The organism is Kitasatospora sp. NPDC088134 (assembly GCF_044741705.1).
Lineage (GTDB): Bacteria > Actinomycetota > Actinomycetes > Streptomycetales > Streptomycetaceae > Kitasatospora.
In genome coordinates this window covers 61,549-75,567 of record NZ_JBIUTD010000031.1, presented here as the reverse complement: position 1 = coordinate 75,567, position 14,019 = coordinate 61,549, and the positions used below count along the sequence as shown (strand labels likewise).

Here is a 14,019-nt window from a genome sequence, read left to right as displayed (position 1 = left end):
GGCCGACACCGGGAGGGCCGAGCCTAGTCGCCACCGCCGCACCCGCCGCGCACACCCGTCCTGGCCGCCCCGCACCCACCCCCGCCCGGCCGATCATCACACCGCCGATCGCACCAACCCGCCCCGCCGAACGGCCGCACCCTTAACGCCCCTGACCACCGCGACCACCCCGACCGCCTCTGACCACCCCCAACCGCCCCTGACCGCCTCTGACCGCCCCTGCCGCCGCTGGACGACCGCACCCACCGCTCACGGCTTGGCCAGCTTCTCCGCCAGGTACTGCACCGCGACCCGCACCAGCCGCAGCCGCTCCCGGTCCGCCGTGTAGTCCTGCACCACGTCGGAGGTCCGCACCTCGGCCCGCGACCGGGCGTCCCGCAGCGCCGACTGCACCGCCTGGGCCGAGGCCGAGGCGTCGCCGTCCCGCTTCGCCGAGGCCAGCAGCAGCCGGGCCGTCACCGCCCCCGGGGCCTCGGCCGCCGCCCCGGCCAGCGCCTTCGCGTCGTACCGGCCGGAGACCGCGGCGGCCGCGCCGTACAGGTCGGGGCGGGCCAGGCCGGCGGCCGCCGCGCAGGGGGCACCGGCGTCCACCCCGAGGACGCTCCAGCCGCCGGGGCCGGCCGGCAGGGTGCGGAAGGCCGCGCCCACGGCGGTGCGCAGCGCCGCGTCGTCGGCGACGGCCTGCGGGGCGGCCGCGACCAGGTCGCAGGGGTGGCCGGTGCCGCTGGGCGCCTCGGGGGCGACCACCACGAACGGGCGGGACTTGCCCTGCTGCACGGCCGAGGCCACGCCGTCGAAGACGTCCGGCAGGTCGGCGTCCGCGGTGCGCCCGGCCGTCCCGGCGTGCAGCACGATCACCGGGAACCGGGCCGCCGGGTCCTGCCCGTACTCGGCGGGCAGCCAGACCCGCACCGTCCGCGCCCGCCCGTCCGGCCCGGGCACCGCACCCTGCAGCAACTCCCCGCCGGCCGCCCGGCCCACGCTCCCGAACGACACCGAAACCGGCGCGGACGGGGACGGGGACGGGGACACGGGTGCCGCCCGGTCCGCACTGCCCGCCACCGCCTGTCGCTCCGCCGCCCCGACCGCCGCCACCGCCTGCTGCGCCGCGCCCCGCCCCGGACGCTCCCCCAGCAGCACCGCCACGCCGAGCGCGCTCACGCAGGTCAGGCAGAGCGCCGCCGCCCCGGCCCGCACCAGCACCGGCCGGGCCTCCGCCGCCAACTCGTAGGTCTGCGCCGCCCGCAGGTCCCGCCAACGGAGCATCGCCGACCGGGCCAGCCAACTGCCCGCCACTGCGGCCACCAGCAACAACAGGACGAGGAGCGAACGGGGCATGGGGACGCACCACCTCGGGGAAGGACCGGCCGCCGGACGCGGACGCGCGGTCAGTGCACAGGGTGCACAACCGCGCGCCCCCCGACCCCCGGCAGGTACGGGCGACTCCCCACGTTCACTCGAACGAGCGACCGGCCGACGCCCCGTCCACCGCCGACCGCCCCATGAACCCACAGATCCAAGCACGCTGACGCCACGTCAGCAGCACCGCCCAGCAGCCGCCCATCAGTTGCCCGGCAGCCGCCCGACGCCCCGTCAGGATCGCGCCTCGTCAGGAGCGCGCCCCGTCAGCCCGCCCGCAGCGCCACCGTCATCGCCTCGACCGCCAGCAACGGGTCCACGTTCCGGTCCAGCGCCCGCCAGCAGGACAGCACCGCCTCGATCCGGCGCAGCGTGTTCTCGGGGGCGCCCTCCCCGGCCAGCCGCTGCAGGGCCGGCCGCTGGTCCTCGTTCGACAATGCCCCGACAGCGCCCAACTGCAGGGCCAGCACGTCCCGGTAGAAGCCCAGCAGGTCGCCCAACGCGACGCCCAGCGTCTCCCGCCTGGTCCGGGTCGCCCGGCTCTTCTGCCGCTTCTCCAGCTCCTTCACCGCACCGGCCATGCCGCGCGGCGCCCGGCTGCCCTCCGCCGCGCCGTACGCGGCCTTCAGGTCGTCGGTCTCCTTGGCGTCCTGGGTCTCCGCCAACGCCTCGGCGTCCGCCTTCGCGGTGTCGACCAGGCGCTGCGCCGCCGCCAGGCAGCCGCCGATGTCGCCGACCTCCAGCGGGATCCGCAGCACCTCGGCGCGCCGCGACCGGGCCTGCTCGTCCACCGCGAGGCGCCGCGAGCGGTCGATGTCGCCCTGCCCGGCCAGCGCCGCGATCCGGGCGGCCGCCGGCTCGACGTCGTCCCGCCGGACCAGCATGTCCGCCACCGCGTCCGCGGGGGGCGTGCGCAGCACCAGCAGACGGCAGCGCGAGCGGATCGTCGGCAGCACGTCCTGCACCGACGGCGCGCACAGCAGCCAGACCGTCCGGGGCGAGGGCTCCTCGACGCCCTTCAGCAGCGCGTTCGCCGCCGACTCGGTCAGCCGGTGCGCGGCGTCCACCAGGATCACCGACCAGCGCCCGCCGGTCGGGTAGCTCGACGCCCGCAGCACCAGGTCGCGCATGTCGCCGACGCCGATCGACAGGCCGTCCGTCCGGACCTGCTTGACGTCCGCGTGACTGCCCGACAGGACGGTGTGGCAGCCGTCGCAGAACCCGCAGCCCGGCGTTCCGCCCAGCTCCAGGTCCGGGCTGACGCACTGCAGGGCCGCCGCGAACGCCCGGGCCGCCGTCACCTGTCCGGCGCCCGGGGGGCCGGTGAACAGCCAGGCGTGCGTCATCAGCGAGGCGTTCGCGCCCGCCACGGCCTCGCCCCGCCCGGCCGCCGCCGTCGCCCGGGCCGCCCGCGCCGCGGCCTGCAACTGCTCGACCACCCGGTCCTGGCCGACCAGGTCGTCCCACACACTCACGCCGCGCTCCTCCTCGCCGTCACCCCGACGAGCCTAACGCCGCCCGGGGACACCCCCCGCGAACAGCACCACGGCACCACGGCCCCGAAGCACCGCAACACCGAAGCACCACCGGACGGCGGCGGGCCGGTGGCCCGGGAACCCCGCACCACCGGCCCGCCGCCGTCCGCGCGCACGCGGCCGCGTCAGTCCTTGCGCCGGCGCCAGCCCCGCTTGGGCTGCTCCTCCTGCTGCTCGGGCTGCGGCTCCTCCGCCTCCCAGCGGGCCCACTCCTCGCGGGAGCCGAGCAGACTGTCCGTCAGGCTGGGCAGGTCGTCCATCGGGGTCTCCTCCGCCCAGTCCGGCCGGGGCCGCAGCTCACGGGTGCGGGCCGAGTCGTCCTCGTCCCGGAACAGGCCCTGCGGCACCCGCCCGGCGGCGTCCTGCACCTTCGGCAGCTCCGCCGTCCCGTCGAGCGACGGCTTCGGCAGCTCCCGGGTGCTCTCCGCCTCCGACCCGCCGCGCTTCGCCCCGGCGGCCAACCGCTCCGGCCCGGCCTCGACCTTCGGCAGCACCGCCGTCTCCTCCGCCTTCGGCAACACTGCGGTCTCCTCGACCTTCGGCAGCACCGCCGTCTCCTCCACCTTGGGGAGCACCGCCGTCTCCTCGACCGCCTTCGGCAGCACGGCCGTCTCCTCCGCGGCCGACACCGCCGGAGTAACAGGAGCAGCCGGAGCAGCCGGAACCGCCGACGCGGCCGGAGCCTCAGCAACCGCCGACGCGGCCGGAGCCTCGGCAGCCACCGCGGTCTCCGTCACGATCTCCGTCCCGGCCCCGGTCCCGGCCGGGGCCTCCGCCGCCTTCCGGGCCTCCTCCGCCCGCTGCAGGGCCTCCTCGGCGCGTCGGCGCTGCTCCTCCCGCTGCAGCTCGCGCTGGCGCGCGAACTCGACCCGGGCGGCCTCCTCGGCGGCGGCCTTGCGGGCGGCCTCGGCCTCCGCCGCCCGGCGGGCCTCCTCCGCGGCGCGCTGCTTCGCGGCCTCCTCGGCCCGGCGCGCGGCCTCCGCCTCGGCGGCGAGCCGGGCGACCTCGGCGGCCTTCCGGGCCTCCTCGGCCCGGACCTCGGCGGCCTCGGCCGCGGCCAGCCGCTCCTTCTCGGCCTGCTCGGCGCGGAGCTCCTCCAGCAGCGCGAGGCGCTTGCGCTCGGCCTCCTCGGCGGCCTTGCGGGCGGCCTCGGCCTCGGCGGCGCGCCGGGCCGCCTCCTCGCGGGCCTTCCGCTCCTGCTCGGCCTTGGCGGCCTTCTCCTGGTCGGAGAGCGGGAGTTCGCGGTCCAGGCGGTGCCGGATCGAGGTGGTGACGACGGCGGGCGCCTGCGAGCCGTCGACGACCAGGTAGCGGGCGGGGTCGGCGGCGGCGAGCGCCAGGAAGCCGGAGCGGACCCGCTGGTGGAACTCGGTGGGCTCGGACTCCAGGCGGTCCAGCGCCTCGGTGAAGCGGTCCCGGGCGGCGGTCGGGTCGACGTCCAGCACGACCGTCAGGTCGGGCACCAGGCCGCCGGTGGCCCAGCGGGAGATCCGGGCGACCTCGGTGGCGGCCAGGTCGCGCCCGGCGCCCTGGTAGGCGATGGAGGAGTCCATGTAGCGGTCGGTGATGACGACGGCGCCGCGCTCCAACGCGGGCCGGATCACGTTCTCGACGTGCTCGGCCCGGTCGGCGGCGTAGATCAGCGCCTCGGCGCGGTGCGAGAGGCCGGTGTTGCCGACGTCCAGCACCAGGGCGCGCAGCCGCTGGCCGATCGGGGAGCCGCCGGGCTCGCGGGTGAGGACGACCTCGTGGCCCTTGGCCCGGATCCACTCGGCGAGGGCCTGCGCCTGGGTGGACTTCCCGGCGCCGTCGCCGCCCTCCAGGGCGATGAAGTAGCCCTGCCCGGCGACCCGGTGCGGGGCGACCTCGGCCTGGCCCCGGACGGCCTGGGCGAGCTCCCGGCCGAACGGGACGACGCCGCGCTGGTCGTCGGTCTTCAGCAGCACGATCGCGGCCAGCACCAGGGTGAGCAGTCCGGCGGTGGCCACCGCGAGGGCCGCGCCGCCGTGGATGAAGGTGAAGCTCCCGGTGCCGGGCGTGCCGACCACGACCTGCCCGTAGCCGGCGGCGATCAGCGGCATGCCGACCAGCGCGGCGGCGACCACCAGCCGCAGCACGGCGTACAGGTGCTCGACCACCTTGCCGACCCGGATCTCCTCGATCTCCTGGGCGAGCAGGCCGCGGCCGGTGGCGATGACCACACCGGCGGCCAGGCCGGCCAGCACGGTGAAGAGCAGCACCAGCACGAAGTCGAGGACCAGACCCGCCAGGATCAGCGCGGCCCCGGCGGTGACCAGGCCGAGCGCCAGCAGGCGGCGCCGGGACAGGCCGGGCAGGGTGGCCCGGCTGAGCCGGATGCCGAGCGCGGGGGCGCCGGCCGCGGCGAGCACCAGCAGGCCGTAGCCGATCGGACCGGCCAGGTGCTCGCCGGCGGTGAGCAGGCCGAGCGAGGCGACGCCCGCCATCGAGGCGTAGGCGGCGGCGATCGAGAAGGTGAAGTAGGGGGCGGAGCCGGTGCGGCCCTTCTTCAGCGACGGGCCGGGGGTGGAGTCCGTGGGCGCCCGCAGGCCCTGCAGCGGGGAGCGCGGCGCGGAGGCCGCCCCGGCGGGGAGCTCCTGGAAGTACAGCAGCCCGGCGTTGACCAGGAACAGCACGGCGGTGCCGAGCGCGGCGCAGACCAGCTGGTGGGTGCGGAGGCCGTGCAGGCCGACCGCGGCGAGCACGTTGTTGACCAGGGTCAGCGCGATCAGGCCGCCGGCGGCCAGCGGGAGGGCGGCCCAGCCGGTGCGCAGGTCGAGGGTGCGGACGGCGTCCAGCGAGGCGGCGGCGGGCGGGCCGGGCTGCTCGGGGACGGCCAGCAGCGCGGGGACGGCGGCGGCCTTGCCGATGCTCCAGACCCGGTCGGCGGCACCGCCCAGGAAGACCGAGCCGAGCAGCACCCAGGTCGCCGAGCCGGGCGCCCAGACCGTCCACCAGGGGGCGAGGCCGATCAGCACGGCCCGGACCAGGTCCGCGCCGAGCAGCGCCCAGCGCCGGTCGATCCGGCCGCCGACCAGGGCGTGCACGGGGCGGAGCAGGGCGGCACCGATCAGCCCGGTGGCGAGCAGCCGGGCGGCGAACAGCGCGGCGACGGCGAACGCGAGGGCGCGGTAGCCGTGCCCGAACTGGCCGCCGAGCCCGGCCGCCACCACGGTGAGCGGGACGAGCACCAGCACGGACAGCCGGTCGGCGGTGCCGCCGAGCAGCTGGGTGGTCCACAGCTTCCGGTAGGGCCGCAGCCGCAGCAGCGCGCGGGCCCGTTCCCCGGGCGTCCCGGCGGGAGCGACCTCGGGGAGGCCGGGGGCGGCGTTGCCTGCGGGGGTGGGCGGCTGCTCGCTCGTCATACGGTCAGCGTAGCGAGTGCGCGGCCCCGGCCTTAACGGGCCTGCCCAGATTCGAACAGGCCCGTTACGGAGTGTCCGTCAGCTCTCCTCGGACGGGGCGCCGGCGGCCCCCTTCGGCACCGCCACCTTCTTCGCCGCCGTGCTCTTCGCCGCGGTGGTCTTGGCGGCGGTCTTCTTGGCCGCCGTCTTCTTCGCCGCCGTGGTCTTGGCGGCGGTCTTCTTGGCGGTGGTGGCCTTCTTCGCGGGCGCCTTCTTGGCCGTCTTCTTCACCGGGCCGCGGGCGCGCTTCTCGGCGAGCAGCTCGAACGCCCGCTCGGGGGTGATCGTCTCGACCTCGTCGTCCTTGCGGAGCGTCGCGTTGGTCTCCCCGTCGGTGACGTACGGGCCGAACCGGCCGTCCTTGACCACCACCGGCTTCTCGCTGACCGGGTCGTTGCCCAGCTCCTTCAGCGGCGGCGCGGCGGCGGCCCGGCCCCGGGCCTTCGGCTGGGCGTAGATCGCCAGCGCCTCGTCCAGGGTGATGTCGAACAGCTGCTCCTCGCTGGTGAGCGAGCGGGAGTCGGTGCCGCGCTTGAGGTACGGGCCGTAGCGGCCGTTCTGCGCGGTGATCTCGTTGCCCTCGGCGTCGGTGCCGACGACGCGCGGCAGCGAGAGCAGCTTCAGCGCGTCCTCCAGCGTCACGGTGTCCAGGTCCATCGACTTGAACAGCGAGGCGGTGCGCGGCTTGACGGCGTTCTTCCCGGTCTTCGGGGTGCCCTCGGGCAGCACCTCGGTGACGTACGGGCCGAAGCGGCCGGCCTTGGCGACCAGCGGGTTGCCGCTGACCGGGTCGGTGCCGAGCTCGCGCTCGCCGCTGGGCCGGTTGAACAGCTCCTCGGCGAGTTCGACGGTCAGCTCGTCCGGCGGCAGGTCCTCGGGGACGTCGGCGCGCTGGCCGGTCTCGCCCTCGACGGCGGCCGGGCGCTCCACGTACGGGCCGTAGCGGCCGACCCGGAGCACGATGCCGTCGCCGACCGGGAAGGAGCTGATCTCCCGGGCGTCGATCGCGCCGAGGTCGGTGACCAGTTCCTTCAGACCGCCCAGGTGGTCGCCGTCGCCGTTGCCCGCGTCGGCGGCGCCGCCCACCACGGCACCGGCCTCGCCCGCGCCGAAGTAGAACCGCTTCAGCCACGGCACGGACTCGGCCTGGCCGGCCGCGATCCGGTCGAGGTCGTCCTCCATCTTCGCGGTGAAGTCGTAGTCGACGAGCCGGCCGAAGTGCTTCTCCAGCAGGTTGACCACGGCGAAGGAGAGGAAGGAGGGCACCAGGGCGGTGCCCTTCTTGAACACGTACTTGCGGTTGATGATCGTGTCGATGATCGAGGCGTACGTGGAGGGGCGGCCGATCTCGCGGTCCTCCAGCTCCTTGACCAGCGAGGCCTCGGTGTAGCGGGCCGGCGGCTTGGTGGCGTGGCCCTCCGGGGTGAGCTTCTCGGCGGCCAGCGGGTCGCCCTCGGTGACCTGCGGCAGCCGGCGCTCGCGGTCGTCCAGCTCGGCGTTCGGGTCGTCGGCGCCCTCGACGTAGGCCTTCAGGAAGCCGTGGAAGGTGATGATCTTGCCGGAGGCGGAGAACTCGGCGTCCCGGCCGTCGGCGGCGCGCCCGCCGACCTTGACGGTGACGGACTGGCCGACCGCGTCCTTCATCTGGGAGGCGACGGTGCGCATCCAGATCAGCTCGTACAGCCGGAAGTCGTCGCCGGACAGCCCGGTCTCGGCGGGCGTGCGGAACCGGTCGCCGGACGGGCGGATCGCCTCGTGCGCCTCCTGCGCGTTCTTCACCTTGGAGGCGTAGGTGCGCGGCGCGTCCGGCAGGTAGTCGGCCCCGTACAGCTGGGTGACCTGGGCGCGGGCGGCCTTGACCGCGGTCTCCGACAGCGTGGTCGAGTCGGTGCGCATGTAGGTGATGAAGCCGTTCTCGTACAGCTTCTGCGCGACCTGCATGGTCCGCTTGGCGCCGAAGCCGAGCTTGCGGCTGGCCTCCTGCTGCAGCGTGGTGGTGCGGAACGGCGCGTACGGGGAGCGGCGGTAGGGCTTGGACTCGACGCCGCGGACGCTGAACGCGGTCTGCTGCAGCGCGGCAGCCAGCGCGCGGGCGGCCTGCTCGTCCAGGTGCAGGGTGGTGGCGGCGTTCTTCAGCCGCCCGTCGGAGCCGAAGTCGCGGCCGGTGGCGACCCGCTTGCCGTCCACCGCGACCAGCCGCGCCCCGAAGGATTCGGGGTTGGCCGCGTCGGCGGCGGTGCGGCCGGTGCCGAAGGTGCCGACCAAGTCCCAGTAGGAGGCGGAGGTGAAGGCGATCCGCTCGCGCTCGCGCTCGACCACGAGCCGGGTGGCCACCGACTGGACGCGGCCCGCCGAGAGCTTCGGCATGACCTTCTTCCACAGCACGGGGGAGACCTCGTAGCCGTAGAGGCGGTCCAGGATGCGGCGGGTCTCCTGGGCGTCGACCAGGCGCTTGTTCAGGTGGCGCGGGTTGCGCACGGCCTCCTGGATGGCGTCCTTGGTGATCTCGTGGAAGACCATCCGGTGCACCGGCACCTTGGGCTTCAGCACTTCCTGCAGGTGCCACGCGATGGCCTCGCCCTCGCGGTCCTCATCGGTGGCGAGGAAGAGCTCGTCGGACTCCTTGAGCAGCGACTTCAACTTGCTGACCTGGGACTTCTTGTCCGGGTTCACCACATAGATCGGTGCGAAGTCGTGGTCCACGTCGACGCCGAGGCGGCGCACCTCGCCGGTGTACTCGTCCGGGACCTCGGCGGCCGTGCCGGGCAGGTCGCGGATGTGACCGACGCTGGCCTCGACGATGTAGCCGGGCCCGAGGTAGCCCTTGATCGTCTTGGCCTTGGCCGGCGACTCGACGATGACGAGTCGCTTGCCGTGCGCGGTCTCGCTGCTCGGGGACACCTTCGCTCTTCTCTCCAGGTCGTTACCAAAGCTCCTGGGCCTTCGCAGCGCGACGGCCCCACCAGCGGAGTGTGACCGTACCCCGGCCACTCTTGTCAAACGGACGGTTCCTGCTTTTTCACCGGCAAGGCCGACCGACGCCACTCGAACGGTAACCCGATGGCCGGTGTTCGGGCATGTCTTTCCCGGGCAACCCCGACCGGCGCGCTCCGACCGCGGCCCTGCAGGACCGGCCCCGCCCGGCCGCCGGACCCCGCCCCGACCTGCTCCGACCGGCCGGGCGGGGTGGTGCGAACGGCGGTACGATGCCCGGCCGCAGTGACCGTCCGCGACAGCCCGGCGGGGGCGTTCCGGCGCGGTCTCGGTCAGGTCAGGTGCGGGTCCAGTGCGGGTGCGGGTGCGGCGCGGGTCCGGGTCGGGATCCGGCGCGGCGTCAGCGCAGGGCGAGGGCCAGCAGGGTCAGCCCGCCGGCCAGCGCGGAGGTGCCGAGCAGCGCCCAGAACAGGTCCGCGGGCAGCGCGGGCAGGTCCTCGTGCGCGGCCAGCACCACCCGGTCCGGGCGGCGCGGGTCGTAGGCCACCTGGACCGCCGTGCCCGGCGCCAGCCGCGCCGGACGGCGCAGCGGGGTATGCCCGCGCGGCCTGGCCAGCACCGGCCGGTCCGGCTCGCCGGGCAGCGCGGTCGGCCGCAACGCGTGGACGGGGCCGTGGGCGTTCCGCGCCGCGGCCGCCACCGGCTCGGCGGGCTCCACCGCGTACGAGAGCAGCGGGCTGCTGTCCGTTCCGTCCCCGTCCTCCGGATCGGCCACCACCTGGGCGGTCGCCGGGATGCCGGAGCGGCGCAGCCGGTGGCGAAGGCGCAGTTCCACGGCGCACCAGAGCAGCAGCGCGCTCCCGAAGACCGCGAGAACCGCGCCGCCCACCAGTGCCGTCGGCGTCTCCACCCGGTCCTCCCCCGCCCCGTACCGTCCACAGCCTGTGGACAGCCACCCTGGCAGCCGGTGGACAACCCGCAGCGGCCCCGGGACGTCCACCCGGCCACGCCCGGGCGACCGCGGGGTGAACACGACCTCCCGGCGGGCCCGCCCCGGTGACCGATCTCACCGGGCCGGGGCGACGGGGTGGGGGCTCAGCGGGGGCTCAGCGGCCCGGCCGGACGGGCTCGACGAACCCCTGCTCGACCAGCAGCCGCAGCGACTCGGGCACCCGCTCCCGGAGCTCTTCCCGGTCCTCGCCGAGCAGTTGGGCGATCGCGTCGACGATCTCCCCGGCGGTCAACGTGCCGTCGCAGACGCCCGCGAAGCCCGCGCCGACGGTGTCGACCTTGGTGGCCCGCCGCATGCCCCGGTTGTGGCGCAGCACCACGTGCTCCGGGTCCTCCGAGCCGGGCTCGCCGATCTGCTCCTGCACCACCTCGTCGGCGAGCAGGTAGCGGGCGGCCAGCAGCCCGGCGTCGTCCTGCTCGCGCAGGAAGTCCTGCCGGGCGAACCACTCCTCGATGTGCGGACCGAGCGGCTGCTCCACCGGGTGCGGCCAGTCCTCGATCCGCACCACCGGCTCGGCGGCGCCGGAGGCCCGCAGGACGATCCAGCCGAAGCCGATGCCCTCCACCCCCGCGGCCTCGAAGCCGTCCAGCCACTCCTCGTACCGGGCGGCGTACTCGGTGCCCCGGTGGTCACCGCCGTCGCGCAGCCACAGCTCGGCGTACTGGGCGACGTCCTGCACCTCGCGCTGCACCACCCAGGCGTCCAGGCCGGTGCCCGCGACCCAGCCGGCCAGCCGGTCGCGCCAGTCCTCGCCCCTGACGTGCTGCCAGTTCGCCAGCAGCTGGCAGTAGCCGCCGGGCTCCAGGTGCGCGGCGGCGCCGCGGACCACGCTGCGGCACAGCTCGTCGCCGGCCATCCCGCCGTCCCGGTAGGTGAACCGGCCGGCCGGGGAGATCACGAACGGCGGGTTGGAGACGATCAGGTCGAAGCGCCGGTCGCCGACCGGCTCGTACAGGCTGCCCTCGGCGGTCTCCACCTGCGCGAAGCCGGAGAGCGCGGCGGTCAGCCGGGTGAAGTGCAGGGCGCGCGGGTTGAGGTCGGTGGCGGTGACCCGCTGGGCGTGCCGGGCTGCGTGCAGCGCCTGCACCCCGGAGCCGGAGCCCAGGTCCAGCACCTCGCGCACCGGCCGACGCACCGTCAGGTTGGCCAGCGTGGTCGACGCCCCGCCCACCCCGAGCACCAGGTCGCGCCGCTCGACCCCGGCGTCGGTGCGCCCCGAGCCGATGCCGCCCGCGCCGCCGACGGCGCAGCCGAGGTCAGACACCACCCAGGCGTCCGCGCTGGGCAGGCCCGCGACCTCGTCGGCATACGGCCGGACGTCCACGGTGGCGCGCACCCGCTCGCCGTCCGCCGCCAGCCAACCGTCGGCCAGCAGGGCGTCGACCGGCAGCGCCGCCGCGGCGGCGGCCCGCGGCACGGGCTGCTGCAGCAGGAACAGCCGCACCAGCGTCTCCAGCGGCGCCCCGCCCCGGGTCGCCCGCAGCGCCGGAACGGCCTCGCTGCGGGCCAGCGCCGCGTACGCGGTCGGGCCGAGCAGGTCGAGCAGTCCGTCGGCGGTGAAGGAGGCCTTCAGCAGCGCCTCGCGGAACTCCGCGGACCGGTCGGCGTCAAGTACGGGAAGCACGGGGCTGTTCGTCACCCCGCCATTCTCCCCCGTCACGAGCCTCCCGACGGCACCCACCCGCACCGGCGGGCAGGCCGACGGACCGGACGGGACGTCAACTCCCGCCCCGGTCCGGCCGGAAACCGCCCCTGCCGAACCGCCGCACCGACCCGTGCGGTCGGTTCGCGCGGTCTGTCTGTGCCGTCAGCCCGTGCCGTCAGCTCGCGGCGGACGAGGGTGCGGCGGAGCCGGCGGGCTGCGGAGCGCCGGACGGGGCCGCACCGCCGGGCGCGGCGGAGCCGGACGGGTCGGCGGCGGGCGCCCCGGCACCGGGCGCGGGGGCCTTGCAGCCGGTCTGCTTCTTGATCGCGTCGCCCAGGTCGCCGCTCTGCAGGGCACCCAGCGCGGTGGTGGACACCTGGGAGAGGCGCTGCACCTGGTCGCCGACGCTGCGCAGGCCGTCCGCGAACTTGCCCTGGTCGCCGCTGGACAGCCCGTCCAGCTTCTTCTGCGCGTCCAGGTAGCCCTGCGCCACCTGCTTCAGCTCGTTGACGGCGTCCTGCTGGACCTTCGTCCCGTTGTCGATCTTCGGCGCACCGGCCTTCTGCACGGCGTCGGCCAGCTGCTGGTTGGTGGCGGCGAGGGTGGCGAGGTCCGCGGACAGCCGCTTCTGCAGGTCGGCGGGGGCTTCGCCGTCCTTGACGTTCCCGGTGTCGGCCAGCGCCGTCCGGGACTGCGCGATCGGGTCCCGCGCCGAGTCGCAGACGTTCTTCGCCCAGCCGTCGAGTTTCGCCGAGTCGTCGGCGGAGCAGCCGACGGCGGCGAGCGCGAGCAGCGCGCCGAGCGCGGAGACGGTCACCAGTCGCTTCTTCACCGGGTTCACCGGGGCCCTTTCGGTCGCTGACACCCGGCTCCGGGCATCGCCAGCGAACCTACACGCCCGGCCGGGCCCTTCCGCCGGGCAGGACGGGGGCCGGGAACATCCGCGCAGCTCAGCGGCGGACGGTGAAAAGCGTCACGGTGCCGACCGGAGCTGGAGCCGCCCCACCGGAGCCGGAGCCACTCCGCCGGGGCGGGCGCGAGCGCCTCAGACCGGGACGGACGCCGGGGCGATCGGCCAGCTCATCCGGATCACGCCGCCCTCGGAGCCGTTGCCGACCTCGACGTCCTCGACCAGGCCGGTGATCACCGCCAGGCCGAGCGCATCCTCGTCCTCGGGCGCGGCGGCACCGTCGGCCGAACCGCCCGGGCCGGCCTCGTCGGCGACCTCGATGAGGAAGCGCTTCTCCTGCTCGGTCAGCGCGACCCGGACCGCGCCGTCCACGCCGTTGCGCCGGTGCAGCGCCACCGCGCGGGAGCACGCCTCGCCGACGGCGAGCCGCAACTCGTCGAGCACCGACTCGTCCACCCCGGCCCGTCTGGCCACCGCGGCGGCCACCAGCCGGGCGGTGCGCACGTGCTCGGGAAGCGCGCTGAATCGAAGTTCGACGGTTGCCATGTCTCCCCTCCGGGGTTGCTCACCGTCGCCGGACGCACCGGCCCGCACGGTGGAAGCGGGAACACCGACCTCGCCGGTCGGCCCGGGCACGGGGCCCGGCCGACCGGCGTCGGTCGATCGAGAAGATTCGCCGGGGACGGCGGACCGACGGAACGTCAGTCGTTGGCCGCGACGGCCTCGTCCACCGAGTTGTGGATCGGGAACACCTTGGTCAGTCCGGTGATCCGGAAGATCTTGAGGATGCGCTCCTGGTTGCAGACCAGACGCAGCGAGCCCTCGTGCGCGCGCACCCGCTTCAGGCCACCGACCAGCACACCGAGACCGGTGGAGTCGAGGAAGTCGACGCCCTCCATGTCGACGACCAGGTGGTAGTTGCCGTCGTTGACGAGCTCGACAAGCTGCTCGCGCAACTTGGGGGCGGTGTACACATCGATCTCGCCGCCAACCTCGACGACCGTGCGATCGCCGACAGTACGGGTCGACAGGGACAGGTCCACGGAACCTCCAGCACCTTGCCTTGCTACGTCATTGCGACCATCAGCCCGGCGGGCCGCGACCGCTCGGTCGCAGGGCCGGGGCGCGGCGAACCGGCAGGTCGGAGCCTCGGCGTCGTGGCCCCCGGCCGTGCGGCCGTCACGGGCTTCATTCAACCACCT

General features: G+C 75.3%; 9 protein-coding genes. All 9 read right to left on the bottom strand.

The genetic code is table 11. The annotated features are described in order from the left end of the window. Positions 1 to 249: 249 nt before the first annotated feature. Complete coding sequence (locus ACIOHG_RS32905; protein ID WP_400956067.1) at positions 250 to 1,338, bottom strand: hypothetical protein; 1,089 nt, start codon at positions 1,336 to 1,338, stop codon at positions 250 to 252. Between the two features lie 287 nt (positions 1,339 to 1,625). Continuing rightward, the gene (locus ACIOHG_RS32900; protein ID WP_400956066.1) at positions 1,626 to 2,834 is read right to left on the bottom strand and encodes a DNA polymerase III subunit delta'; all 1,209 of its coding nucleotides are present in this window, start codon (positions 2,832 to 2,834) and stop codon (positions 1,626 to 1,628) included. A 185-nt stretch (positions 2,835 to 3,019) separates the two neighbouring features. Continuing rightward, positions 3,020 to 6,277 (bottom strand): dTMP kinase, encoded by a 3,258-nt coding sequence (gene tmk, locus ACIOHG_RS32895; RefSeq protein ID WP_400956065.1) that lies wholly within the window; start codon positions 6,275 to 6,277, stop codon positions 3,020 to 3,022. A gap of 78 nt (positions 6,278 to 6,355) precedes the next feature. Next, entirely contained in the window at positions 6,356 to 9,217 is a 2,862-nt protein-coding gene (gene topA, locus ACIOHG_RS32890; protein ID WP_400956064.1) for a type I DNA topoisomerase, read from the bottom strand. 433 nt (positions 9,218 to 9,650) lie between these two features. After that, positions 9,651 to 10,160 carry a DUF3592 domain-containing protein gene (locus tag ACIOHG_RS32885; RefSeq protein WP_400956063.1) on the bottom strand — a complete coding sequence of 170 codons (510 nt, stop codon included), beginning with the start codon at positions 10,158 to 10,160 and terminating at the stop codon, positions 9,651 to 9,653. A 196-nt stretch (positions 10,161 to 10,356) separates the two neighbouring features. After that, positions 10,357 to 11,901, bottom strand: coding sequence for a methyltransferase (locus ACIOHG_RS32880; protein ID WP_400956062.1), 1,545 nt, complete (start codon positions 11,899 to 11,901; stop codon positions 10,357 to 10,359). Between the two features lie 181 nt (positions 11,902 to 12,082). Beyond that, positions 12,083 to 12,739 (bottom strand): small secreted protein, encoded by a 657-nt coding sequence (locus ACIOHG_RS32875; RefSeq protein WP_400956061.1) that lies wholly within the window; start codon positions 12,737 to 12,739, stop codon positions 12,083 to 12,085. A gap of 213 nt (positions 12,740 to 12,952) precedes the next feature. Continuing rightward, positions 12,953 to 13,363, bottom strand: a complete 411-nt coding sequence (locus ACIOHG_RS32870; protein WP_400956060.1) for an ATP-binding protein — start codon at positions 13,361 to 13,363, stop codon at positions 12,953 to 12,955. A 155-nt stretch (positions 13,364 to 13,518) separates the two neighbouring features. After that, entirely contained in the window at positions 13,519 to 13,860 is a 342-nt protein-coding gene (bldG, locus tag ACIOHG_RS32865) for an anti-sigma factor antagonist BldG (protein WP_400707528.1), read from the bottom strand. Between the last annotated feature and the right edge of the window lie 159 nt (positions 13,861 to 14,019).

Excerpts from the sequence above, each read along its gene's own strand:
- ACIOHG_RS32905 (WP_400956067.1), bottom strand. The coding sequence starts at position 1,338 with ATGCCCCGTTCGCTCCTCGTCCTGTTGTTGCTGGTGGCCGCAGTGGCG.
- tmk (WP_400956065.1), bottom strand. The coding sequence starts at position 6,277 with ATGACGAGCGAGCAGCCGCCCACCCCCGCAGGCAACGCCGCCCCCGGC.
- ACIOHG_RS32870 (WP_400956060.1), bottom strand. The coding sequence starts at position 13,363 with ATGGCAACCGTCGAACTTCGATTCAGCGCGCTTCCCGAGCACGTGCGC.